The sequence below is a fragment of the Agarivorans sp. 2_MG-2023 genome, from assembly GCF_030548085.1.
GTDB lineage: Bacteria > Pseudomonadota > Gammaproteobacteria > Enterobacterales > Celerinatantimonadaceae > Agarivorans.
This window is the reverse complement of sequence record NZ_JAUORQ010000009.1, coordinates 179,336-204,420: the sequence shown is the minus strand read 5'-3', so window position 1 is coordinate 204,420 and position 25,085 is coordinate 179,336. Positions and strand designations below refer to the sequence as shown.

The 25,085-nt window shown below is 43.6% G+C and carries 23 protein-coding genes and 1 pseudogene; 16 read left to right on the top strand and 8 right to left on the bottom strand.

Annotation, left to right across the window (positions count from 1 at the left end):
* Positions 1 to 579: 579 nt before the first annotated feature.
* From Q4549_RS15130 to Q4549_RS15080, 11 genes are all read left to right on the top strand, one after another.
* A complete protein-coding gene (locus Q4549_RS15130) occupies positions 580 to 1,989 on the top strand; it encodes an undecaprenyl-phosphate glucose phosphotransferase (RefSeq protein WP_303514040.1) in 1,410 nt (469 codons plus the stop codon).
* A gap of 25 nt (positions 1,990 to 2,014) precedes the next feature.
* On the top strand, positions 2,015 to 2,590 hold the full coding sequence (locus Q4549_RS15125; RefSeq protein WP_201798665.1) for a polysaccharide biosynthesis/export family protein: 576 nt from the start codon (positions 2,015 to 2,017) through the stop codon (positions 2,588 to 2,590).
* 54 nt (positions 2,591 to 2,644) lie between these two features.
* On the top strand, positions 2,645 to 4,864 hold the full coding sequence (locus Q4549_RS15120) for a polysaccharide biosynthesis tyrosine autokinase (RefSeq protein ID WP_303552898.1): 2,220 nt from the start codon (positions 2,645 to 2,647) through the stop codon (positions 4,862 to 4,864).
* Positions 4,861 to 6,096, top strand: a complete 1,236-nt coding sequence (locus Q4549_RS15115; RefSeq protein ID WP_303514043.1) for a hypothetical protein — start codon at positions 4,861 to 4,863, stop codon at positions 6,094 to 6,096. Before Q4549_RS15120 ends, Q4549_RS15115 begins: the two co-directional genes overlap by 4 nt.
* A complete protein-coding gene (locus Q4549_RS15110; RefSeq protein WP_303552899.1) occupies positions 6,083 to 7,144 on the top strand; it encodes a hypothetical protein in 1,062 nt (353 codons plus the stop codon). The genes Q4549_RS15115 and Q4549_RS15110 overlap by 14 nt, the downstream gene beginning before the upstream one ends.
* Complete coding sequence (locus Q4549_RS15105) at positions 7,134 to 8,348, top strand: polysaccharide pyruvyl transferase family protein (RefSeq protein ID WP_303552900.1); 1,215 nt, start codon at positions 7,134 to 7,136, stop codon at positions 8,346 to 8,348. The genes Q4549_RS15110 and Q4549_RS15105 overlap by 11 nt, the downstream gene beginning before the upstream one ends.
* Complete coding sequence (locus Q4549_RS15100; protein WP_303552901.1) at positions 8,345 to 9,409, top strand: glycosyltransferase family 4 protein; 1,065 nt, start codon at positions 8,345 to 8,347, stop codon at positions 9,407 to 9,409. Before Q4549_RS15105 ends, Q4549_RS15100 begins: the two co-directional genes overlap by 4 nt.
* Positions 9,410 to 9,460: 51 nt before the next feature.
* Positions 9,461 to 10,168 carry a hypothetical protein gene (locus Q4549_RS15095; RefSeq protein WP_303514052.1) on the top strand — a complete coding sequence of 236 codons (708 nt, stop codon included), beginning with the start codon at positions 9,461 to 9,463 and terminating at the stop codon, positions 10,166 to 10,168.
* Positions 10,146 to 10,577, top strand: coding sequence for a hypothetical protein (locus Q4549_RS15090; protein WP_303552902.1), 432 nt, complete (start codon positions 10,146 to 10,148; stop codon positions 10,575 to 10,577). The genes Q4549_RS15095 and Q4549_RS15090 overlap by 23 nt, the downstream gene beginning before the upstream one ends.
* On the top strand, positions 10,567 to 11,289 hold the full coding sequence (locus Q4549_RS15085) for a tyrosine-protein phosphatase (RefSeq protein ID WP_303552903.1): 723 nt from the start codon (positions 10,567 to 10,569) through the stop codon (positions 11,287 to 11,289). The genes Q4549_RS15090 and Q4549_RS15085 overlap by 11 nt, the downstream gene beginning before the upstream one ends.
* 86 nt (positions 11,290 to 11,375) lie before the next feature.
* Positions 11,376 to 12,800 carry an O-antigen ligase gene (locus Q4549_RS15080; protein ID WP_303552904.1) on the top strand — a complete coding sequence of 475 codons (1,425 nt, stop codon included), beginning with the start codon at positions 11,376 to 11,378 and terminating at the stop codon, positions 12,798 to 12,800.
* Here Q4549_RS15080 and Q4549_RS15075 read toward each other — a convergent pair.
* Both Q4549_RS15075 and hutW read right to left on the bottom strand, forming a co-directional pair.
* Complete coding sequence (locus tag Q4549_RS15075; protein ID WP_303552905.1) at positions 12,787 to 13,869, bottom strand: acyltransferase; 1,083 nt, start codon at positions 13,867 to 13,869, stop codon at positions 12,787 to 12,789. The two genes, Q4549_RS15080 and Q4549_RS15075, sit on opposite strands and share 14 nt — an antisense overlap.
* A 70-nt stretch (positions 13,870 to 13,939) precedes the next feature.
* Positions 13,940 to 15,313: a heme anaerobic degradation radical SAM methyltransferase ChuW/HutW gene (hutW, locus tag Q4549_RS15070; RefSeq protein WP_303552906.1), complete on the bottom strand. Its 1,374-nt coding sequence runs from the start codon at positions 15,311 to 15,313 to the stop codon at positions 13,940 to 13,942.
* Between the two features lie 237 nt (positions 15,314 to 15,550).
* On the opposite strand from hutW, the gene ushA reads away from it, so the two are divergent.
* The gene (ushA, locus tag Q4549_RS15065; RefSeq protein ID WP_303552907.1) at positions 15,551 to 17,212 is read left to right on the top strand and encodes a bifunctional UDP-sugar hydrolase/5'-nucleotidase UshA; all 1,662 of its coding nucleotides are present in this window, start codon (positions 15,551 to 15,553) and stop codon (positions 17,210 to 17,212) included.
* Between the two features lie 116 nt (positions 17,213 to 17,328).
* Here ushA and Q4549_RS15060 read toward each other — a convergent pair whose 3' ends face one another.
* Complete coding sequence (locus Q4549_RS15060) at positions 17,329 to 17,664, bottom strand: zinc ribbon domain-containing protein YjdM (RefSeq protein ID WP_303552908.1); 336 nt, start codon at positions 17,662 to 17,664, stop codon at positions 17,329 to 17,331.
* A gap of 194 nt (positions 17,665 to 17,858) precedes the next feature.
* On the opposite strand from Q4549_RS15060, the gene Q4549_RS15055 reads away from it, so the two are divergent.
* Positions 17,859 to 18,221 (top strand): VOC family protein, encoded by a 363-nt coding sequence (locus Q4549_RS15055; RefSeq protein ID WP_303552909.1) that lies wholly within the window; start codon positions 17,859 to 17,861, stop codon positions 18,219 to 18,221.
* 130 nt (positions 18,222 to 18,351) lie between these two features.
* On the opposite strand, the gene Q4549_RS15050 is transcribed toward Q4549_RS15055, so the two are convergent.
* Positions 18,352 to 18,846, bottom strand: a complete 495-nt coding sequence (locus Q4549_RS15050) for an ATP-binding protein (RefSeq protein ID WP_303514076.1) — start codon at positions 18,844 to 18,846, stop codon at positions 18,352 to 18,354.
* 264 nt (positions 18,847 to 19,110) lie between these two features.
* On the opposite strand from Q4549_RS15050, the gene Q4549_RS15045 reads away from it, so the two are divergent.
* The gene (locus Q4549_RS15045) at positions 19,111 to 19,473 is read left to right on the top strand and encodes a cupin domain-containing protein (protein WP_303552910.1); all 363 of its coding nucleotides are present in this window, start codon (positions 19,111 to 19,113) and stop codon (positions 19,471 to 19,473) included.
* A 58-nt stretch (positions 19,474 to 19,531) separates the two neighbouring features.
* Positions 19,532 to 19,915, top strand: a complete 384-nt coding sequence (locus Q4549_RS15040) for an ester cyclase (protein ID WP_303552911.1) — start codon at positions 19,532 to 19,534, stop codon at positions 19,913 to 19,915.
* Between the two features lie 90 nt (positions 19,916 to 20,005).
* Here the strand turns inward: Q4549_RS15040 and Q4549_RS15035 are convergent.
* The 4 genes and pseudogenes from Q4549_RS15035 to Q4549_RS15020 form a co-directional block, all read right to left on the bottom strand.
* A pseudogene (locus tag Q4549_RS15035) lies at positions 20,006 to 21,175 on the bottom strand (DUF1624 domain-containing protein).
* A gap of 132 nt (positions 21,176 to 21,307) precedes the next feature.
* Entirely contained in the window at positions 21,308 to 21,634 is a 327-nt protein-coding gene (locus Q4549_RS15030) for a hypothetical protein (protein ID WP_303552912.1), read from the bottom strand.
* Between the two features lie 122 nt (positions 21,635 to 21,756).
* Entirely contained in the window at positions 21,757 to 22,017 is a 261-nt protein-coding gene (locus tag Q4549_RS15025) for a hypothetical protein (protein WP_303514089.1), read from the bottom strand.
* A gap of 71 nt (positions 22,018 to 22,088) precedes the next feature.
* Positions 22,089 to 23,996, bottom strand: a complete 1,908-nt coding sequence (locus Q4549_RS15020; protein ID WP_303514091.1) for an alkyl/aryl-sulfatase — start codon at positions 23,994 to 23,996, stop codon at positions 22,089 to 22,091.
* A gap of 122 nt (positions 23,997 to 24,118) precedes the next feature.
* Here Q4549_RS15020 and Q4549_RS15015 point away from each other — a divergent pair, with 122 nt between their 5' ends.
* A complete protein-coding gene (locus tag Q4549_RS15015) occupies positions 24,119 to 25,018 on the top strand; it encodes a LysR family transcriptional regulator (RefSeq protein ID WP_303552913.1) in 900 nt (299 codons plus the stop codon).
* Positions 25,019 to 25,085 lie beyond the last annotated feature (67 nt).

Here is a 25,085-nt window from a genome sequence, read left to right as displayed (position 1 = left end):
TGGTCGAATGCACCGGTCTTGAAAACCGGCAAGGGTTAATAGCCCTTCGAGAGTTCAAATCTCTCCTCCTCCGCCATTTTTAAAAAGCCACGCTATTGCGTGGCTTTTTTCGTTTTAAACAGTATAAAAACATTTCCAGATTTTAACTTCCTGAAATTAAAGCTATTTCTTCCACCTATCTTTACAGTTTCAAACATATTTTTTACGCCACATTGGTGACATTCATATTCTTGACATGTTATGGTCATAAAAATTAAATTTATCAATTATAAGGTGTGTGGCACATAAACTATTAGTCAAATAATGGCTAAAAAAATGTTGTTGTGCTTTATATTTTTTGTTGACAAATACAATACAGATACCTATAAATGGATTTCTTAGTTATTTTTTTTGAGATCTCGATCACCTTAAAGTCTGTGTTGTTTTTAAGTTTTGTGATTTAGGTCTGCTTCGTTTTGACCTGTATGAAGAGTTCAGCTAAAGAGCAGAAAATGCCAAGCTTGAATTTAGTAACGACCCATTTGAGACACAGATATACAAGCACAACATGGATTTTCAGCTTGATTTAGAGGTATGCAAATGGATATGCAGAACCAAAATGGTGTCGTTCGATCTAATGAATTTGAACTCGCTGTCGTTTATCGAATCTCAGATGTTTTTCTTATTATTGCCGCTCTGGCAGGTTTATCTTGGCTCAAAAATGGCAGTTATGAATTTGCCTTTCAACTGATGGGGGTTGGACTATCAGCCATCTATCTGGTGGTTGCTGAGTCGTTTAATCTTTATCGCTCATGGCGAGTTGCTTCACTCAAAGAGCAAGCGATGGTTAGCTTGTGGGTTTGGATTGTAAGCATAGCGTTATTGTTTGCAGTTAATTATTTCCTCAAAGTATCTGCTACTTATTCTCGTGTTGTGGTTGGTTCCTGGGTGTTGATTACACCTATGTTGCTGATTTTGTCGCGTCTAGTGTTTCGAGAAAGCTTAGCGGTGTTACGCCGTTTTGGTTACAACACAAGGCGCGCTGCCATTATTGGTGTTTCCCCTAACGGTATTCAACTTAAAGAAACCTTTGAAAACAGCGATGAACTGGGTATTCAGTTTGTTGGTTTCTTTGATGACCGCGATAAATCTAGATTAGAAGACTCTGGCTTTATTGGGCCGATTGCTAAAGTCGACACCGTATTAGATATGGCTAAGCGTGGCGAAGTTGATCATGTCTATATCGCGCTGCCTATGCATGCAAAAGAGCGGATTACTAAGTATCTACAACAGCTCTCAGATACTACTACCACCACTTTCATTGTTCCTGATTTCTTTACTTACAACTTACTGCATTCGCGTTGGAGCTCTCTGGGCGATATTCAAACCATTAGTGTTTTTGATAGCCCGTTTAGAGGCGGCAGTATGTTAGTTAAGCGGATCCAAGATATCGTGCTTGCTTCCATTATTATCATGTTAATTAGCCCATTACTGTTAGCGGTAGCCATTGGGGTTAAGCGTTCATCTCCTGGCCCCATTTTGTTTAAGCAAGACCGCTATGGCTTAGATGGCAAAAGAATTCGAGTTTGGAAGTTTCGTTCTATGAGCACCCAAGATAACGGCGCGGTGGTTAAACAAGCCACTAAAAACGACCCCAGAGTTACTAAATTTGGTGCGTTTATTCGCCGTACTTCTTTAGATGAATTGCCTCAGTTCTTCAACGTACTGATGGGGAGCATGTCTATTGTTGGGCCTCGTCCACATGCGGTATCGCATAACGAAGAATATCGCCAAATTGTAAATCGTTACATGCTACGTCATAAAGTGAAGCCTGGTATTACCGGTTGGGCGCAAATAAACGGTTATCGTGGTGAAACAGATACCTTAGAAAAAATGGAAAAACGGGTTCAATACGATTTGGAGTACATTCGTGTTTGGACATTGTGGATGGATATTAAAATTGTTTTTCTCACCATTTTTAAAGGTTTTGTAGGCAAAACAGCTTACTAGAAACAAGCTTGTACAAGGAGTTTTGATGAATAGGGAACGTTTGTTGGCGTCGGTTAAGCTGGCCACTCATAAGTGGCAAAGCTGGTTAAGCATAGTGTTAGGTTTACTGGTGCTTAGCTCTCCTGTTAGTGCCGATGACTTAGATCTGAGCTACCGCTTGGGAGCTGGCGATCGCATTCAGATTGTGGTTTACGGCGAGAGCGACTTGTCGATGGAGTTATTGGTGACTAACAGCGGCAAAATCGATTACCCCTATTTAGGCCGTATTCCGGTAAATAATCTAACTGCTCAGCAGCTTAAAGAGAGTATCGAGCGCGGTTTGCTTGGTGATTACCTTATTAATCCCAAGGTGGCCGTTAACATTATTGGTTACCGTCAGATTTTTATTAATGGTGAGGTGGAGCACCCTGGTGGTTACGCTTACCAACCAGGGCTAACGGTAGAAAAAGCGATCGCTTTAGCGGGAGGCTTTACCGAGCGAGCATCTAAAACCAACATCAATATTACACCGGGTGATGGTGATAATGATTTGGTTAAAGCCGCGTTGAAACACAAAATCACACCCGGCGATATTATCGTGGTGAAGGCGAGCTTTTTCTAAGCTCGGTCAGTTAAATATTTTAGACGGTTTTACCAACAGGGAAGTAGGTAGTTAATGACAACAGCAGTGAATGGTGCATCGACATTTCGTGGCAACAATCGAAACGATGATGAGTTTATCAATGTGATGCAATACCTTGTGATATTAAAGTCGCGTTGGTTAATGATTATTGGGTTTACTTTCATTAGCGTTTTGCTGGCGATATTAGTGGTATTTGCCATTAAACCTACCTATCAAGCAACTGCTGTACTGCTGATTGAGGCAGAACAACGTAAAGCAGTATCCATCGACGATGTGATTGGTATTGATACGTCAAAACAAGAATATTATTTAACCCAGTTTGAGCTTCTTAAATCGCGCAGTATTGCCCAGCGAGTTATTGATGAGTTTAAACTCTATGACAATCCGGAGTTTAATGGTGAAAACGACGGAAAAGGTTTAAGCCTTGGTGGTGTAAAAGCCATCTTACAATCTGTGCCATTAATCCAAAGTTTTATGCCAGTGGATGAACTTCCAAATTTAGAGCAACAGCAAGAAATTGCTCGCCAAAAGGTAATGAAAACATTTCGCGATAACCTCCATATTAACCCGGTAAAAAAAACCCAACTGGTTAATATTAGTTTTGACTCTCAAGACCCTAAGTTAGCGGCCAAAATAGCCAATGCGGTGGGCGAAACTTACATTAACAGTAATCGCGAAAGCCGTATTATCGCTAACCAAGAGGCGACGAACTGGCTGGCTGATAGGATTGGCGTATTGCAAGCGGCGGTTATTCAATCACAAGGGCGCTTAAGTGAGTTTTTACAAAGAGAGCAATTAGTTGATGTTAGCGGAATCGACAGTTTAGCCAGCTCTGAGTTGGGTAATTTAAGTCGTCGACTAGCTGACGCTCAAGACCGTCGTACGGCTTCTGAATCAATCTATTACCTATTACAAGATAACAAAAATACTGCTATTTCTGAGTTGTCGTCGGTTACCGCTATTTCTAATCATCCGCAGTTACGTGATATACGTTTAGCGCAAATTGAAGCCGAACGTTTAGTGTCAGAACTGAGTAAGCGTTACGGACCAAAGCACGACAAAATGATCCGCGCTCAAGCCCAGTTAGCCTCTGTTAAAAATCGCTCTGAAGTATTATTAAGGGTGCTAGCGTCTGGCGTAGAAAAAGAACTCCGTAGTGCGCGAAGCCAGGAAAATGCGATTCGCAGCGAAATGGAAAACAAGAAAGCAGAATTTCAAGACATTGCCTTAAAACGTGCAACCTACAACGCCTTAAAGCGCGAAGTGGATAGTAACCAAAATCTTTATGATTTGTTTGTTACTCGACAAAAAGAAACCAGCGCTACCAGTGACTTTCAAGCTGCGGTTGCCCGCTTTGCTGACCGTGCCGTTACCCCATTATTTCCAGCAAAACCTAAAAAAGGCATTATTATTTTGTTGGCCTCGGTGATGGGGATGATGTTGGCCATCGTTTTAGCCTTGTTAGGTCAGTCTTTAAACAACACTATTGAAAGTGCCTCAGGTATAGAAGATAAGTTACGCTTAACCCCATTAGGCGTGATTCCTTTAGTTAAAGGTTCTCGTTTTAATAAAGACACCTTGCCTTTAGAGCAGTTCTTCGACGAGAAGCAAATCAACTTTAGTGAGGCAGTGAGAAGTATTCGCACTTCGGTCATGCTAAGCATGATGAGTCAGCAACGTAAGTTGTTGTCTATTACCTCATCGGTACCTAATGAAGGTAAAACCACCACCGCATTGAACTTGGCCGTAGCAATGGCGGGTATGGAAAAAACCCTGCTCATTGATTGTGATTTACGTAAGCCTTCGTTAGGTGAGCGCTTTAATTTAAACCGTGCCCATCCTGGTTTAAGTAACTTGTTGGTGATGGAAGCTGAGCTGGATGATTGTATTGTGCATCACGAGCGCTCTGGCTTAGATTTATTACCGGCCGGCATGCAAACCGCTAATCCGCAGGAGTTGTTAGCCGGGGCCAAGTTTAAAGCTCTGATTGATGACCTCAGCCAACATTACGACAAAATCATTATCGATACCCCGCCCATTGCCGCGGTGAGTGACGCCTTAATTGTGGGGCAAGTTACCAAATCGAGCATTGTTGTGGTGAATGCTGGCCGTACCAAAGTAAGCCAAATTGAGCATACATTGTCGCAACTGATTAGCCACAACGTGGTGGTTGATGGCGTTATCCTCAATCGGGTTAATCCAAAACATGAAACCCGCTACGGCTATTACCGCGAATACGGTACTACTGCATGAATGGCTTTAAGCGAATAGAGTCCTTAGTGAAACGCTTTGGCAGTATTACCTTGCTGCGCGCCTTTAGTGCAACAGGTTTGATCTTGTTTTCGTCGGTGATTACTTGGCTCTACGGCATGGACAGTTTTGGCAAGGTATCTTTTGCTATTTCTATCGCTAACCTGATTTTAGTGATTGGACGTTATGGCTCTGAGTATTCTTTCTTTGGTCAGTATTTTGACCTCTCGACCCAAGGGGAAACGTTAAAAGCCTCAAGAGTCTTATTTGAAAAGTGCCGTTTGTCATTGGTATTAAGTTTAATTCTGTCGGTGATTATTGTTCCCTTGAGCTTTGAGCAACCCGAAGTGATGTTGTTCTGCTTTTTATATATAGCAGGCTTTTCTATTGTTCAAATGGTGTCTTTATCACATCGAGTGATTAAAGAGTTCTACCGTTCTTACCTGTTTGAAGCTGGCGTGTTTTTTGTGTTTAGCTCGCTCATCTTCTTACTTGCGGCACTGTGGTTTAAACAAAGCAATGTGTTTGTTGTTCTTAGCGTGTGCTTAATGGCGTATTTTGTTTTGTTCGCTATTTTTGGGCTAAGCAAATTGCTACAAGGTTTTAAGCAACACGACCCGCAGCCAAAGGGCACTTTGGGTCAGCAACTTAAACAAGACTCCAAGTTTCTAGCGTTCACTTTAAGTGAATACGTATTGTTTTGGGGCATCATTTTAATCAGTGGTTACACCTTAAGCGAATACGATACTGGGGTGATTGCATGGGGAGGGCGAATTTTTCAGTTGTTCGTTTTTATCTTAGCAATACGTAACAGTGTGCAGGTTCCTGAAATTCTCGCCTCTAAAGACATTAAGAAAAGCTATTTAAAAGTACGTAAAGACGGGGTGTTTTTAAGCGTTGCAGGATTGGCTGTATCGGCGCTTGCTGTACTGATACTTTTTCAGTTTTCAGAGTTGGCTGGGTCAACAATTTTGGTATGGGGGCTATTTGCACTAGCCGCTTGCGTGCGACTTTATTTCGGCCCGGTTTATCATATTTTCGTCAAGTTCTCCGCTGATAAGCAGGTTTACACAAACTGTTTGCTCACTCTGTTGGTGTGCCTGGTGTGTTCGGCTGTTTCACTCAATTTCTCTGCTGGAGTGCTGGGCTTAGCGGTTTGTTATTTAGCCACTTGGTTAGTCTCGTTAACGTATGCCGATAAGCAGTCTTCGGGCGGATCTTATGCTCGAATTTAGACGCACTAAGCTGGGTGTTTGCTACTTACTGTTTTGGTCGCTAATGCTGCTGTTTTTGATGACTGTTGGTAAAGACTTTTTGCCCTGGAAGTGGGGCTACGACGCGATGAAAATCGAAGGTCGTTTTGTTTTCTTTGAATTAGACGGCTCCTTTCGGGCTACTCGTGAACTGCTTTATTTTCTTGGTAGAGAGAGTGCAGTGGCCTCTACAGCGATAATCGGCTTTTTATGGATTTTGGTGATTTCAAAGTTTGTTGTCACACTGAAAGACTTTCTTATTGTTAGCTTATTTACCCTACCAAGTATGCTGCTTAATGTTATTTGGCCAGCTAAAGAAACCATAGTTATGGCGCTATGTTTAGTGGTTTTTTACTCCACCTATTTTAGTCGAAAAGCTTTTCTGGTTAGCGTAGTCGTGTTCTACATTGCTTATGCAGTGCAAGTACGTTCCTACTACTTTTTAATCTTAGGCGTGTTTGCTGCGGGTTATGTGATTCAATACTTTAGTGATAAGGGATTTCCAATACGCAATAGCCTTAATCGTACCGCCTTCCAATTAGCCAGTTTTAAACCCGTTTGGTACTTTTTAGCATTTTTTGTTTGTTTAGCGTTTTTGCTTCCCGATGCCTTTTATCAAATGTCTCAAGGGCAACGAGACATTTCCAATAACTACGCAAAGTTGGAAGGCAGTTTCAATGTGACCGCTTTTGATAACTTGGTTGATGTTGCCCGCGGGATCCCTTTTATCATCAATTTTGGCTGGGCTTTATTGCAACTTAGCTTACCTCTGCTATTTGCCCAAGGTTTAAACCAACTGTTGTTATTGCTGTTCAGCGTTGGCGTGATAGTCATTTGTGGCCAAATGCTTAAACGCAAACAGGGCGATTTACTACTGACCTTATTTTGTTCTCATATGTTTGTGCTGTTGTTGTTTGAACCAGACCAAGGAAGTTATTTCAGGCATATCTTATCAGCAGCAATTTATCTGCTTCCTAGCTATTCATTATTGTTTGGAAGTTCACGACAAGGAGTCTTAGATGACCAATAAGGATACCCATTACCTGATTGCGGCTGTGCCTTACAGTGACAATTATGGTGATGCGCTCATTCATCATTCTTTAGCATGGAAGCTAGGCAATTATGACATTTCAAGTGACGCCTTAGATATTGCTGGGCGACACGACTTCGCGCGCAGCGCATCGCAAAATGCGATTAAAGATAAGATTCTAAAAAGTCGTTTTGAATGGGTAAGACAAGTATTTATTCCTTTGAATGGCATGCTGGTGGCACTAAAAAACTACCGCGTATGGATGGCAAAAATTAAAGCGGCCGATGTGGTACTGATTGGTGGCGGTAATTTGATTAGCGATGTGTATTTAAACTTTCCGTTAAAGTTGTATTTTTTATCGCTGTTTTGCTACTTCTCAAATACTGATTACGCCGTAGTCTATGTCGGCGTGGCTAAGCGCATGTCGGGTTTAGGGCGTTGGTTGTTTCAAAAGCTGTTTAGCGCCAAAAAATGCCGTTATATCTCGGTGAGAGACGCCGCTAGCAAAGCCAACATTGAGCAGCTATTTGGTGCTGAACTGGCAAGCAAAGTGGTAGTGAGCATAGACCCCGCAGTTAACTTAAACCTCACTTATAGTGATTTAGCGCGCTCTGAACTCTCTTCAACACCGTATGCGGCCATTAATATTGTGAATCCCACGGTGTTAATGGTGAACTCTGATCACGATGTAAATTTTAGCGAACAGAGCTATTTGCAGTGGTTGAAAACGACTGTAGATAAGGTTAAAGCGGCGGGATTAGTACCGGTGTTATATACCAACGGCGCGCAGGAAGACGAGCAATACATGATCCACATTGCTGCGCAGCTTGCTGATGCCAAAGTGGTGAATACCGAGAAGGTAGAAGACTTAGTCTCTGTGGTTAGCCAAGCGCAATGTGTATTTGCCACCCGTTTACATTCTGCCATTAGCGCATTCTCGTTTTCGGTGCCTTTTACGGTGATGAGTTGGGACAGTAAAGTGAGCTCGTTTGTTGCTGCCGCTAAGCTGCCCACTAGCATGTTGTTTGATTTTTCCACAGAAGGGATGAAGCAACATGCCGAGCAAATACAGCTAGCGGATATGAGTGAACTTAAGGAACAGGTTGTTCAAGCTCGCCATAAAGTAGTAAGTGCGTGGGATGTTGAATTTCGAGATATGTTGCAACGCCTAGACAAATACCAAGCAGAGAGCCAGTTATCATGAAGATACTACATGTTACCGAGACTCTGGTTGGCGGAGTGGAAACCTACCTCAATACTATTATTCCCTACCAAGTCGAGCGTTATGGTTCGGAGAATATTCAAGTTATTGCGCCTAAACAGCACATTGCCGAAGATGCGCCGTTAAAGGCTTACTATCAAAGCTTTGAACGACCAAGCCGCAGCCTAGGTTCGTGTGCTAATTTGGCTAAATTGTTCAAACAAGCCGTTATCGATTTTAACCCCGATGTGATTCATATTCACAGTACGTTTGCGGGTGTGGTGTGCCGTATACCGGGCTTAATCTCAAAGCGCAATCAGCGCAAGGTAGTGTATTGCCCCCATGGTTGGTGCTTCGACGGTTATACCGGCGTTAAAGCTAAAGTTTTTTCTTTGATTGAAAAAGTACTGGCTTACCGAGTCAGCTCTGTCATCAATATTTCTCATCATGACTATCAAAGCGCACTGCAACAAAGTATTCCTGAGCACAAAATGGTGGTGTTTGAAAACGCCCTCAATGACTTAGAACTTGCCAAGAAAAGCACCACTAAGCAAGGCATGTTAAAGCTGTTGTTTGTGGGGCGACTAGATAAACAAAAAGGCGTTGATCTGCTAATTGACGCAATCGCTGATGTAGATAGTGAGGTTGAATTGCATATTGCGGGAGCGAGTGTGGTGTCTAATCAGCAGCTTAACCTGTCTGATGGCCGAGTGGTGCAGCATGGTTGGTGTAGCCAAGAACAGCTTCGCGATTTATACGCCTCGGTGGATGCCTTAGTAGTGCCGTCGCGCTGGGAAGGGTTTGGTTTAGTTGTGATTGAAGCCTTTCGCCAAGGCTTGCCGGTAGTGGTGAGTGATGCAGGAGCTTTACCTAGTTTAGTCACCGAAGGTAGTACCGGTTATGTATTTGAAAACAGTAACAGCGATGCCTTAGCCAAAGTGATTTGCAAGCTTAATCGTGAAACGCTTGAGGCGATGTCTCAACAATGCCGAGAGGTATTTGTTAGTCGCTTTGAAGCGAAGCGCTTAAACACCCAACTGAATGATTTGTACGCAGCAGAGTAAAGCCGTGATGCATGTAATAGCCGAAAGCGGTAAACCAAAGAGAAGGTAGCAATGGCGCAAGTTAGAGACAAATTGTGTTTGTTAGGTGTGCTGCTGGTGTCACTGTGGGTAGCGGTGGTGTCGGTGCAATATGGTTTAGCCAATGCCAATAGTTATGCCGTTGATGCTTGGCATAAACGCTGGCAACAAAATCTAAGCTCACAACTTACCGCGAATAATCTAGACGTTGCAGAACAAGTTACCCACGACATGTTAGCGTGGCAAAATACTCATCCTCACTACCAAGTACTGGCGGCTAAACAAGTAGAATGGAACAATTTTTTCAAACTAGTTTTAGCCTCTGAAACAGCCAATAAATCCATACTTAAAAAGCACAACTTGTTAAAAGCGCAAAAGTACTATTTGCGCTCGGTTGAACTCAGACCAACTTGGCCAAATACCTATGTTGATTTAGCAAAAAATGCCTTGTATCGAAAAGCCGGTAGCCGAGAAGCAATGCATTACTTAGGCATGGCTCGCGAAGTGGGAGAAAACGCGCCTGTTACCTTGTTTGCCTACCTAGAAATTGGTTTAAGCCTGTGGCCTGAATTAACGGTCGCCCAGCGTACTCAAGTGGCCGAAGCGCTACTAAAAGTTGAGCAACATGATTTTATGCATCGTGGTCTTAGCCAAGCAATGTTAAAACCGCAGTTTAAGCAACGCGCTTGTGCCTTATATTTATTAGCTGGAGTAGATTATGCCGCTTGCGCAAAGGCTTAATCAGCGACTTTGGCAAATTGCTTGCGGCTGCGTTTGCATAGCATTGCTGGTGGCTACAGGCTTAAAAAGCTCCGGTAACTACAGCGTTTTTTTTGCACGCTTAGAAATCTACTTAGGTGGCGATACGGTGGTTCATTTTGTGTCGGCCTTAACCTGCAGTACGTTGTTAATGATGGCGGTGAGTGAGCGTGTTTACGCGGTTAAATTTGCGGGTATTCGGGCAATTGTGTTGCTGTTGTGTTTAGCATTTACTGTTGATGAAGGCTTGCAGGCATTCTCGGTGTATCGCCAGTTTTCTTGGGGTGATCTTGGCTTTAATTACGCAGGCTTATTGTCTGCCAGTGTGTTGGTTATGTTCTTAAGACGACCTTCTACTTGGGACTCTGCAGGAGGTGAAAATGTTCATTGATTTACATTGCCATATTCTTCCAGGCATTGATGATGGTGCGCAAAACCTTCAGCAAGCCATTGAAATGGTAAGCATGGCGCAAGCCAATGGTACTAAGGCAATGGTGGCCACACCACACATGCACCCTGGTACTTATAACAATACCCCTGCAACCATAGAAGCCGCCTTTAACACCTTACAAATTGCGCTATCGCAACGAGACATTGATGTAGAGTTGCGCAGCGCGGCCGAGGTTCACTTGTGCCCAGAGGTGATGCAATGGGCTATGCAAGAAAAGCTGCCTTTTATTGGAGAGTATCAGCAAAAGCCTTTGTTGTTGCTGGAGCTTCCTCACGGCAGTGTGCCACAAGGTACCAGCACGCTTATTCGTTGGTTACAAAAGAACAGTATTCAAGTGATGATCGCTCACCCTGAACGTAACCATGGGATCTGGAAAAACCCGTATCAGCTGTCTCAGTTGATTAAGCTCGGCTGTTTGTTCCAAGTTACTGCAGATTCGTTCTTAGGTAAGTTTCGCCAACAAGCGCAATCTATTGCCGAGAATTTATTAAAAGCAGGTTCTATTCATATTTTGGCCAGCGACGCACACGATTTAGAAAAGCGCACCACAAACTTAAATCCAGCGTTCGAACGCATAAAGCACTTAAGCAATGAAGAGCATGCAAAGCGTTTGTTGTGGGATAACCCGGCTCAAATACTGGGTATTAGCTAAGTATCTCTTGGTTGTTTACCAGAGTACTAGTTAGTCCAAGTGGCGTATTACATTTATGATCAAGCAAAATACAGGAAGTAGTTGAAATGCGAGTAGCGTCGGCGAAATTAGAAGCGATAATTTTTGCTAGTTTCATATTTTTGTTGGTATGGCTGCCAATACCGTTAGGCAGTAATCGACCATGGGCTTGGTCAATAATGGAATTATTGATTGCCATGCAAAGCTTGGGTTTAGTGTATTGCTTTCGTCATAACATTCCTTGGCATTACTTACGACCTGGTGTGTTCTTGCTGGTGGCTTTAGCGCTGTTCCAGCTGTTTACCGTATTACAGTTGGTACCGCTGCCCGCTGGCTTATTGGAGTGGCTAGCACCTAATAATGCCGAACTTCGTCACCGAGTATTGCTAGATGCGTCGGCTAGCGCTGCTGCACAGCCCTTATCTCTCGACCCAGAGCAAACCAAAATCAGTTTGCTCAAGGGAGTAAGCTATTTGCTGTTGGCATTAAATACGCTATTGCTAGTTAATCGGCCAAAACGGATCCGCACCGTGCTGGTTGCTATTGTAGTGAGTGGTACTTTTCAGGCCTTTTACGGAGCGATGTTGCTGTTAAGCAATACTGAGCAAAGCCCTGTATTTGGCATGGACATCGGTCCCGTTGCAACGGGCTCTTACGTGTATAAAAATCATTTTGCTAATTATCTATTGCTTAGCTTAATGATGGGGCTAGCGTTGATTGTGGCTGATTTAAAAGTGAATACTGCCAACTCTTGGCGAGTGCAGTTATCTGGCCTGCTAGACGCCGCCTTAAGTCCCAAAATGTTAGTGCGTATGTGCATGATCATTATGGTTATCGGCCTAGTGATGTCTCGCTCGCGCATGGGCAACAGCGCGTTTTTTGCCACAACGCTTATTGGTGGTGTACTGGCTTTGCTGCTTTACCGACAGCGACCCAAAACACTTACGGTATTAATTGTCAGTATGTTGTTGATTGACGTATTAATCGTGAGTTCTATGTTTGGTTTAAGCAAGGTACGAGAGCGTTTGAGTTCTACCGTACTGGTAGACGAGGGGCGAATATACATATTTGATTGGGCGCTAAATATGTTTAAAGATTTCCCAGTGTTTGGCAGCGGAGCGGGGAGTTTTTACTCTGTGTTTCAGGCCTATTTACCTCAGCCAATTAGCGCGTTTTTCGATCATACCCATAATGATTACCTACAATTTGCTATTGAATCAGGGCTGCCTATCACTCTGCTGTTAGGTGCTGCAGTGTTATGGGTTGCTTATCGCTGTTTAACTACCTTGAATAAACGTAACGATCCCTTAATGAAAGGCACCGCGCTAGGATGTTTTATGGCGATAACGGCGATGCTTATTCACATCAGTGTTGATTTTAATTTGCAGGCACCAGCCAATGCCGCAACCTTTGTTGTGATACTTAGCTTAGCGTTAATTGCCAGCCATATGCCAAAACAAGGTTACGACACCAAAAAACTTAGTTCAAAGTAGCCTTAGTAGAGGGTGAAGCCTTGCTGGTATTGTGGCGAATGACATTGCGAACTTTTTCTACTGGCACGTCAATGCACTTAATCACGAATAGTGAAATGGCAATTAGGCCTAAGCAAACGAGCAGCAGAGCCTCTAGGCTAAAGGCATCTTTAAATTTAGAAACTTCTCCCAGTAACAATACACTGGCTACCATGCTTATTTGGTAGTGAAGTAAATAAATGGGGTAGGAGAAGTCACCGACAAACTTATCAAAACCTTTGCTTATTTTGCTACTAATGCTGTTACCCATGGCTAAGCTCAATACCAACAGCGCACTTACCAACATGTTTAGGTAAAACATCAACTCTACAAGTGCTGGATTAATGCCCTGAGGGATTAACCAAGCCACAATGGCTGAAATGCTCACCATGCTAATCAGGATAAGGGCTGGGCGTGTTAATAGGCATTGTAAGCCCTGCGGTACCTTTTCAAGTTTAACGATGAAATAGATAAGCGCGCCAATAGAGAAGGGCAAAGAACCTGCTGGAATAGAGAAGTAACGAGCATGCCAATACAAGTTGGCTGCGTAACTAAAACCGATAAACAGCAGCGACAAGCTTAACCATATGATGGTGCGTTTAAATGTTTTAGAAATACCTAAACAGATAGCAACATAAAAGAACAATTCAACGGTAAGCGCCCACGCAGCGGGTGATAACCTTGGTGTAATGGAGTGGGGAATCCAATGGGCGAATACCATGGTGATATTGCCAAACACACTTAACATATTATTCGGCAATGCAATGGTAGAAAAGCCACCACTAGGCATTTGAGTTGCAAATACTAGCAACAACACAATGCTGATTAAACAGGCAAACCAATAGGGTGGGAAGAGCCTTAAAAAGCGATTAAGTGCGAAACGTTTTCTGCCGCTGGCATTGTAACCATAGCTATTATGCATAACGTAGGTCATTAAATAACCGCTTAGAATGTAAAAGCCAAATACAGCAAAGCGACCGAAGTCGCTAAGCCAAAATAAGTGACCAAATACCACCATTAATGCCCACAGTGTCCTTACCGTGCCAAACATTTATTGCCTATTTGTTTATTCTAAAAAGTGAATAAGCATCATGGCAGTAGTTTATAGTTTCATCAATGTTTTACTCAGCAAGCGCTAACTCTCTTAAAGGATACTGCTGTAAGTAGCTGGTCATTGCATTGGCTAAATTTACCGACCAAAACTGTCCCGCTAGGCTTAGCTTCACACTGTTATTCTCTTTATTTACTAGCCCATTTTTTTGCCATGCTTCAAACAAGGGTAAGCAATGTGTAAAGAGTTCATGTCCATTAGGTAATACCTTAGCGCTTATTATGCCTTTGTCGCAGGCACTGGTTATCGCTGCTTTTAACTCGGCGTTTTCTGCAGGTAAGCTCAACTGTTCAAAGGCCCAGTTGTGTTGTTGGATACCTGCTTTCCAAGCCTCAATATCGCGGGTTTGCATTAGGGCATATCCGTTTATATTGCCGCCAGCACCCGCGCCAATAGGCAGTATTTCTGCCCCTTGTTTGACTAAAGAGTTGTAACGGCTTTGCTCGCGAGAATGACTGGCCCAGTGGCAGTAACTCAGTTGCTTAAAATCCCGTTGGTTAAAAAACTGGTGGCCTTGTTGGTACATTAATGCTTTATCGCTAGAGCTTAAGGGCACCGCTTCGCGGCCTGCATCAATATTGCGTTGTAGGCCACTGCCGCCAAAGGTGAGTAATTGGTATAAATCCACACCATGTACGCCGCTAGCAATCACATCTTGTAAGTCTTGCTGCCAGTTCTCTGGAGTTTGATGTGGCAGTCCATAAATCAAATCTATAGCAATGGTCGCGCTATTTGAGGCGGTGAGTTGCTGCAAGCGTTCTAGAATGTATTCTCGGTCATCCAATCTTTTGGCTGCTCTGCGTACTTTTGAGTTAAAACTTTGCACACCAAAGGAGAAACGGGTGAAGCCGCCAGCTAACGCCGCTTGAAACTTGTCTTCGCTAAACTTATTGAGTCTGCCCTCTAAGGTGATTTCGCAATTAGCGCTGAGTGGAAAGTAAGTGAAAATCAGCTGACCTAATCTATTTAGCTGCTCGGGGTTTAAATCGGTTGGGGTGCCTCCGCCTACGTACACCGCATCAAATGGTTTAGCTTGGCTCCATGGGTAGCGTGATTTAGCAATTAGCTCTTGCTCTAGTAGAGTAAAATAATCATCCATCATTTGCTGGTTGCTGGCGTACTGGAAAAAACTACAGAAGGTGCAGCGAACGCGGCAAAATGGAATATGAATATAGATAGCGCGGGGGCGAGAGCTAGCATCTTTATTGGCTAATTGTTTAGTGAGCTGCTCACGAGCTTGCTCACCACTTAAGGCTTCGCGCTTGCCATGGTTGGCATGAGCGCCTGTTTTTTTAGTGAAGGCAAATTGTAACGGGGAGGGGCTAGCTTGCCCCGTTAACGTTTCCGACAGGTGCGCAGAATTTACAGGAATGGCAGTAGACATGGTGTGCTCAAAAAGTTATTTAATCTAAATGTAAATCATTATCATTTGTGTTTGTTTGATCTAAACCAAGTATTCTTCTTTTTGCGTCGTTTTTGTTAGATAATTTTTGACTATCAACACTTTTGGCAAGGATGGTTTAGCGGCTTTAGGCTTTAGCTATTTGTTCGCGTAGACTGGTTGTAAGCGATTGTTGTTGAACTATGATTAGCTTATTCACTTCATCATCAAGGAAGAAAGATGAACTTGCATTCAGGCATTGCCCTCGTCCCTACTTTATTAGCTGCTAGCTTGTTAGCAGCCTGTAGCTCAGCCCCACAACAAACTTGGAAGGTTGACCAAAGTTACAAAATTACCGTGTTGCATACTAACGATCACCATGGTCGTTTTTGGCAAAACAAATACGGTGAATATGGCTTAGCCGCACGTAAAACCTTAATTGATAGTATTCGTGAAGAAGTCGCCGCCAAAGGTGGCAGCGTACTGTTACTGTCGGGCGGTGATATTAATACCGGCGTGCCAGAGTCCGACTTGTTAGATGCAGAGCCAGACTTTAAAGGCATGAACATGTTGGGTTACGACGCTATGGCCTTGGGAAATCACGAATTTGATAACAGCCTAGAAGTATTAGCCAAGCAGCAACAATGGGCAGGCTTTCCTTTTCTATCCGCTAACATTTACCAAAAATCTAACGGCGAACGTAAATTTAAGCCTTACCACATGTTTGATCTACAAGGGGTAAAAGTAGCGGTTATTGGCTTTACTACCGAAGATACTTACAAGCTCGTACACCCAGATAATGTCGCCGGTTTAGAGTTTCGCGATCCGAAGCTTGAAGCAAAACACGTTATTGCAGAGCTAAATCAAACAGAGCAACCAGATTTGGTGTTTGCGGTGACTCATATGGGGCATTACGCCAATGCTAAACATGGGGTGAATGCGCCGGGCGACGTGAGCTTGGCGCGCTCACTTAATGAAGGTGAGTTAGATTTAATTGTTGGTGGTCATTCACAAGAGCCTGTGTGCATGGAAGGCCCTAACATGTACACCCAAACGTTTAAGCCGGGTGACGAATGTAAACCCGATAAACAAAACGGCACCTGGATAGTACAAGCCTATGAATGGGGCAAGTACGTAGGCCGCGCCGATTATAGCTTTAAGAACGGTGAATTCACCCTCGATAGTTATCAGTTAGTGCCGGTTAACTTAAAGAAAAAAATAACAGTAGAAGGCAAAAAACAGCGGGTATTTGTGCAGGACGAAATACCTCAAAACCCAGAAGTACTGGCGCTACTTACTCCCTACCAAGAGCAAGGCCAAGAACAGCTGGGCGTTAACATTGCCGAGCTAAGGGGCCGCCTAGTAGGGGATCGCAACAAAGTTCGCTTTGGCCAAACTAATTTAGGCCGCCTTATTGCCACCGCGCACAAAGAGCGAGTGAATGCAGACTTCGCGGTGATGAACTCCGGTGGTGTGCGCGCCTCAATTGAAGAAGGCGAAGTAAGTTATAAAGACGTACTCACGGTACAACCTTTCTCCAACACTATTACCTATGTAGACATGAGCGGCAGTGAGGTGATGGACTATTTGTCGGTAGTGGCTGCCATGCCGGTTGATACTGGCGCTTATGCGCAATTCTCAGGGATTGGTATGAAAGTAGTTGCTGGCAAGGTAAGCGAAGTAGTGATTGGTGGTAAACCTTTAGACGAAGCAGCCAGTTACCGCTTTACTATTCCTAACTTCAACGCTTCTGGTGGCGACGGCTACCCGAAAATTACCGGCCACAGTGGTTTTGTTGATACCGGCTTTGTAGATGCAGAAGTACTTAAAGCCTACCTGGAGCAGCAAAGCCCAGTGAATGCAGCTGACTACAATGATAAAGGTGAGATTAGCTACAAGTAACTAGGTCTCTTAATTAGAAAAGGCCTCGATTGAGGCCTTTATTGTTTCAGAAGTGCTAAGGCAAAACGGTGAACAAACCCGAGTAATTGTATTAGAGGTGCAAGCCTTGGTGCATCTTATGCTTTCTTTACGAACTGCGCCGTAATCATCATTTCTCCTGCGCCATCAACCTTACAGTCTAATTGATGGTCTTTGCCTTCAACAATGCGTCTAACTAGCGCTTTAGTGCCAATTTTTAAAACCAAAGAACTGCTTTTTACTTTTAAGTCCTTGGCCAAGGTCACTTTGTCACCTTCAGACAACAGGGTTCCGTTTGCATCCTTTACAATAATTGTTTCCGCTTCGGCTACTTCTTTGGGATTCCATTCATAGGCGCACTCAGGGCAAACAAGCTGGCTTTGATCTTGATAAACATATTCGGAGTGACAGTTTGGGCAAGGTGGGAATGACATCTATTATAAGTTCTGAATGTGAATAAAACGCTATGGTACGTTGCAATGGCATTGAGTGCGAGTATAGACGTTGTTGTTTCTTAGTTTGCTCTTTCCCCCAGACGGTTCATCTAACTGGCCTTTCATATATACATTTGCTACAAAACCGTAAGCCTATATACTTCACACTACACCAAGCATTTATCGGGCTAAATATGTTTACGATTGATTCGTTTGTACTTTATGTGAGTGATGTTCAAGACAGCATGGATTTTTACGCGAAAGCCTTTAACTGTGAACCAAGCTTACTGTCACCAACATTTGCAGCCTTGGATTTTGCTGACAATGTAAAAATCACTTTGAAGCAAACGACTGATCTAACACCTAAAAGCGAAGTAAAAGGTGGTGGTACAGAGCTTTCAATGCCCATTGCTGATAAAGAGACGTTCGATAAGCTGTTCTCAACATGGAAAAGTAAAGGTATTGAATTCGCTCAAGAAATAGAAGCATCGGTATTTGGATTTAACTTTGTGGCTGTTGACCCAGATGGACACCGTATTCGCATCTTTACCCATTAAATGAGTCCCAAAAATAAGGGGTGTTGGTGGCGTAACGGAATGCGAGTTACGCATTGCCTAAGTAGAACACCGCGCTTGGCTATAGTCGCAAAGCGGAGGTCAACTGCCATTCGTTCGTTTAAGCAATTTGCTAAGTACTAATCTTGCGCCCATTTTTGAGTTCTTCTTCATCTGGCACCTCAAATCTAGGTTCCATAAAGTTAAACATCATGTCAGTTACTTCGAAAGCATAAACCGCCGGATCTTTCTCTATATTTCGTTTATCGACACGTTGTTTACGCGTATCTGTAGGTGCGTGCAAATAGTGAATCTCAGCAGCTAGACCAAGCTCTTTAGCGCGATTAGCAAAAACATCTCTCTGATCCTTGGTGGTGAACCCAAGATCTAAAATAACGTTTCCATTTATAGCTAATATTTGTTCACTTACCTGCCAAATTTGCTCTGAGCACCTGTTTACTCTTTCCATCATCCATTCGAAATCAAGACTGGCCATGTCTTTAGCAAACAGCGTTTGCATCCACGGATCAATAGAAAACCTGATGGCCGCTATCTCTTTTGCGAGTGAAAGCGCATAGGTGGTTTTACCCACGCCAGTAGGGCCACAAACTAAAATTAATCTTGCCATGTCATTTCAACCTCTGAATAAGGAATCGCGCTTTGCTAAGCAAATATCTTAGCGCATAAATGACTTAAGCATATTGTATTGGTGTAAGCCTTTGTCAAGGCATCTTTAAACGGCTTATATCGTTTGTAAGCCCAAGAGATTAATTCTCGGAAACACTACATTGATGGTTTGTTTTTCTCTGCGCGTTCGCGTTGTTGCGTGACTAAGCAAGCCCGCTATCTTTAAGAGTAACTAAGGTCACCATCTAAGAATTCAGGAGCATAGATGAAAAGCACTATTCAATATTGGAATGTACTGGCGAAGAGCAATGCCGGCCAATGGGAAGAGATTGACGGAAGTGAAGGCCAGCTAGAACAGCTTACCTTAGCGATGGATAATGAAACTGGTGATTACACACGTTTAACTCGCTTTAAGGCTGGGGCTGATACCAAAGTCTTTGGTGGAAAGTCGCATACTTACCCAGAAGAGATTTATATTATTTCTGGGCGTTTATTTGATGAGGCCTTTGATATGTGGCTTGAGGCTGGTCATTATGCAAGCCGTCCACCGGGTGAGCGTCACGGTCCCTTTAAGTGTGAGCAAGAGTGTTTAGTATTAGAAGTGTCTTTCCCCAGCCAATCCAGCTAAGAACTTTTGGCTGAACGACTATATTTAGTGAAGATCCTTTAGCAGGATAAGGAAAACCATGAGTAACCTTTTAAAGCAGAATAAAGTCAACGCCGTTGCTTTCTATCAAATGGCTTATTTAGGTGAGCCAGCAAAAGCTGTTGAGCGGTATGTGGGTAATGAGTACATTCAACATAATCCGGTAGTGGCTAATGGTAAGCAGGGCTTCATTGATTATTTCGATGAAATGCAACGTGACTACCCCGACAAACAGATTCGATTTTTGCGCACTATTGCCGAGGGCGACATGGTTGCGTTGCACACTCATCAAACTTGGCCGGGTAACGATCAATATGTGACTATGGATTTTTTCCGCTTTGATGAAAACGGTAAAATAGTGGAACACTGGGACAGTATTCAACAAGTGCCAGAAGGCTCTGCCAATGGCAATAGTATGTTTTAGGGCATTGCTGAAACTAAAGAAAAGCCGACTTGTGAGTCGGCTATTTTGATAGAAATTTAGTGCAAGCGAGCTTAGCTAACGGCTGCGATTTTACAGATATTTTACCCAGGCTTGCTTACTGGCATGTTTATAGCGAGCAAAGGCGCGAGTAGGGAAGTACAGCAAAACAGCCAGTATGGCAGTGAGTAACCACACTTGCCAAAGCGCAGCAAATCCAAATATATCTCCAGCGTTCGGGCCAATCCCCCACATAGCTAGCTTGTAGCCAATCAATAATATGTATAAATGAAAGATGTAGAAGAACATCGGCGCTGAACCATAAGTTTTTAGCGCGTCTGTGAGTTTATTTTGGGTCTTTTCAAATAGCGCTAACAAACTTAAGGCTATGCCTAGCGTGAGCAATATAAACATTAAAGACGGCGGGTATTTGGTGAAGTTGAGAAATGACATCACGCTATCTAACCAAGTTGCACCTACTTGCCACGGCAAGTCTTCACCGTAAATATTAAATCCACGCAACACTAACATTAAGCTCAATGCCAGTAATGACAGTTTTACTAAAATACTTTGGCGTTGCTCACTGTTAAAGCGACGGCTAAATATAGGGCCAATGGCATAACCTAACAGTATTACACCAATCCACGGCAGCACAGGGTAAGAGGCAAACACAGTAAATGAGTCGCTGCTATAAAGTGGTCCACGGTCGTGCAAAATAGTCCATAAGCTGTAACCCCACTCACCGGGAGCAAATTGAATAAACTCCAAGCTATTATGGCCAAATACAATGGCTAAACCTAAGGCGGCAATCCACTTGTGTGGCAGTTTACTTAGCAAACCTAGGGTAATCATGCTTACGCCAATCGCCCAAATAACTTGCAGGTAAAGCGCGTTATAGGCACCAAACCAAGAGAAGTTAATTAAGGTTACTTCTAGCAGGACTAAAAATAGCCCTCGTTTTAATAAAAACTGCTGGGCAGAGCGCGGTGGTTTGTTAGCGGGGTTTGCATAGAGCTAGGCAGAAACACCGGTAAGAAACACAAATATTGGCGCACATAAGTGAGCCAAGATACGGGTGAAAAATAACTCTGCTTCGGTGTCTTCTATGGTGATAGGGTCGGTGATTTTATGCTGATAATAAAAGCGCTCGCGTACGTGGTCGAGCAGCATAAATACCATGACCAAACCGCGCATTATGTCGATGGAGGCGAGCCTTGGCCCTTTAGCTGGGCTGTTTTGGGGAGTTACTGTGTGTGTATTCATTCATTCTTTTCGTTTTGTGTTCGGCTTCAGCCATTGTTGCTGGGCGAATACTTCGCCCTAGCCAAGCGCTAGTGACCGAATAAGTAAGCGTGCTTAAATCTTAATTAAAGCACTAAGCGTAGTCGTAAATGCTTAAACAAAAAGAACCGGGGGCGCGCGAATGCTTTTCCCTTGGCTAAATAATGGGGAATAGAGCGTTGTTTGGGCAGTGCTAATGTCTAAATGGTTGGCCTCTACTCGTTGAGCGGGTGGGCTGACGAGTAAACTTATAGCACAACTGTGTAATAGTGATTGCGAGTGACATTGGCCATTTTTATGCTGCTCTACACTGCCACTGTTTACATGGGAATGGTGACCTGCTTCATGCATTAACTCGGCAAGCGCCAATAGACTAGTGGTTTGGCCTAAACCCACTGTCCAAATAATAAGCGCTATAGATAAAATACGATGCTGAAACATGTTTTAGTGTATTTGTGTCGGTAGTTTGTGGATATAGCAGAGCTTTTTACCAAAAATGGAGGCTGCAAGCAATTTTTCATTGGCTTACTTTAAGCTTTACTGAGCTGTTGAATAATCGGTATTTACGCTTTTGCTTTCGCGTTGGGCATTTTGTAACCCGGTAGTTTTCGAAAACCCTTCGCCTGAAATTGGTTTTTAGAGGGCTTAGCAGGTAATGCATTTAAATCAAAAGGTTTAGGCTGCTTACCTTGAGATTGATTTAACGCGTCTACCAAAGCCTCGTGATTGTGCATGTGTGGAGCCGAAAACAACATATCGTGGCTGCAGGCGTAACTGGCTATTGGGCTTAGTGCGATAAATGCAACGAGCAGATATTTTCTCATATTAGCCTCTGGGGATGTGATTGAAATAAATAAGAGCGCCAAAGGCGCTCTTTAAGTCACTGCTTAAGCGATTAACGCAAAGTGATTTTTGGGTTTTCTGCTGGTTTGTCTAACAAGCCAAAGAATGCAGGAACGGTTGCTGCGTCGCCATCTAAGGTGATGTAGCCCGCTTTCACTGCTTCAGCAAAATCTACTTTACCTACTAATAACCCTAGGAATACTGGTTTAGTAAGGTTAACTGTTGCTTTCGCTTCGCCGTTATAGCCCTTGTGGAATTGCGCCACAGAGCGACGAACTTCTAGTGCGTGAACTTCTTTAGTGTCTGAGAAGTTAAACGCAATGGTGAAGTGTTGGTCGGCGCTGCGCTCGGCATTTAAGCTAAAGCGAAGTGCGTTAACAAGTTGCGAAGGTTCAAACTCAGCCATTAAATCAGGGGCTTGAAGGTTGATTTTCTTCGAGTAATCAATGGTACCGTCTAATTCTTGAGCAGAGGTTAGGTACCAGTTACGCCAGTTGTTATTGGTTTCACGGTAACCTAGTTCACGTAAGGCTTTAGCTTTAAGCAGACGAGGTTGCATGTCATCAAGGTCGACACGAATGACGTGAGTAGTAAGCTCTGCGCTCCATTGGTAATCGCCATTGTCAAATGCGTCGATAGCGAACTTCATCATTTTGGCTTTGCCGCCCACCATCTCAACATAGCGTTGAGACGCATCTACCGAGTAGGTCGCGTTTAGTGTTGTTGGGTCACCATCAAACCAGCCCATTTCACCTACAAAGATTTGCTTAGCAGCATGGCGAATAGAACCGTAGAAGTCACCTAACCATGGGTGGTTTTCTAGGTGCTTAGGCAACTTAATTTCACGGATCAAATCTTCTTGAGTAGAGCCGTTGTTAATCGCTTTAATTGATTGGTCGTAAGTAAACTGAATCGCATCTCGGTAAGCCGTTAGCGTGTTGTCTACGTGCTTAGCACCAACCACTGGGCGACCATGAGATAACATCATTGTTTCTGCTTGGTATTCACGAAGTACGTCGATACCAGGGAACCAAATGCTTGGGTCACGGTATTTAGTGCCACGAATGGTGTGCAAGTTAGGGAAGCTTTCGCCTTGGATTACTTCAGAACCAAACAGTAAGTTAGCTTCTGGGAAGTAGGCAGTGATTTCGTCAGACGCTTCAGAAGGAACGTGTTTGAACTCAACCTTAACACCAGCAATGTCCATCTCTAATACGCCGTTAAAACCTTCAACTAGGGTATTAGGGGCAATAAGGCTGTGTTCGCGAATTTCAAAATCTGGACCTAGGCCACCGTTAATTCGGCCACCTTCTTCTACGCTAAGTAGAGTTCCTAATGAGTAGTCAACGCGGAAACCAAGTGCCGGACCAGTACCGCCCATAGAGCCTTTAACAACGTTAGTCATAAAGGTATCGTGAGCAATAATTAAGGCATCTTCTGCGCCTTCAATACCACGTACGCCGGCGTAGTGATCTGGGTGCCAGTGCGAGTACATAACTGCTGCAACAGGCTTTTTGTTGCCAGTTACTTTACGGAAATCAGCCATTACGTCTTGCATTTTGTCTACTGACTCAACCGGATCAAGAATGATAAGGCCGTCGGTACCGTCAACAATCATTGGAGAGGTTAAGCCGTAACCGTAAACTTGAAAGTACTTATCTTGGTATGCAAATAAACCCTTATCCATTTTCTGCGAGTGTGCAGTTAACTGTGGGTGAACTTTGTCTGATTTAGCATCAAAGGCATCGTTGCCACCGGTAGGGATCCACTTCATGTCTTGGTTTTCACCATGCCAGTAGTGAGTTGCACCAGAGTCTTCACCTAAGTAGTAATCGTGTGAAAGAGTAGGAATGGTAATTTCTACGCCATCAAAACGGTGACTATGGTTGTCGCCCGCAACCGCTAGGTTTGCTAAGCCAGAGGCAATAAGTACAGATAAAGCAATGCTTGTTTTTTTCATATCGAAGCTAGGCCTTGTTTACGTTTAAGTTGGCACTACGCTACGCCAAAGCATTATCGCTTTGCTGATATGTGATATAAGATATCTAATAGTTGATGGGTAAAAAGCAGAATTATTAACTTATGAAACATTCAGACTACAGCCTAATTCCTACCTTTGTGGCGATAGTGGAAGAGCGAAATTACAGTAAGGCCGCTAAACGGTTGGGCATTAGCCAATCGGCTGTGAGCCAGAGTGTGACTCGCCTACGCGACATTTTTAAAGATAACTTGTTTACTCGCGGTAGCCACGGTGTAGAGCCCACCCCCTATGCCATGGATATTTATCCTGCCTTGGCCAACTCGGTAGAAAGTATTGCTCATATGTTGCCAGAGCAACGCCACTTTAATCCGGCTAAATGCCAACGCCAGTTTACTATTGCGGCTTTAAGCGTATTCAGTTTCACTTTATTTCCGCAGTTATCAAAACGCTTATTTGAACAAGCCCCGTTGGCCTCGGTAAAAACCGAACCTTTGTTTGGGCAAGATATGATCAGCTTATTGCGCACCCATCAATGTGATTTGCTGATTGAAGCTGAATCAAACCGCTACCCCAATTTACGCTCGCAAGTGGTCATGCAAGATAAGTTAGCGGTGGTGTGCAGAGCACAACACCCAAGAGTTAGTGGTAGTGAAATTAATCTAGAGCAATATTTGAGTGAGCAACATGTTATTCACTCCCAGCCGGAGCAAAAGTTTGGTTACCTCGGTGACATGGGAATAGCGGGCCTAACAGAGAGGCGGGTTGCCTGGCAGGCGAGCGGCATTATGGACATGTTACCGCTTATTGCCCAAAGTGATTGCATGGGCATATTACCTGAGCGATTAGCCTCTCAGCATTGCCAGCACTTTGGCTTAAAGCCCTTACGTGCAGACTTTTTGCCTGCGCAAATAGTGGTGAGCATGTATTGGCATCCTTCACGTACGAATGACCCTGCGCATCGCTGGTTAAGAGATCAATGTTTGTTGTCGGGTCAGACATGAGCCGATTGAGCACGCTTTAATCATTTGCTTAACTTATTGATTTAGTTTCTATTTACAAAGAAAGTTT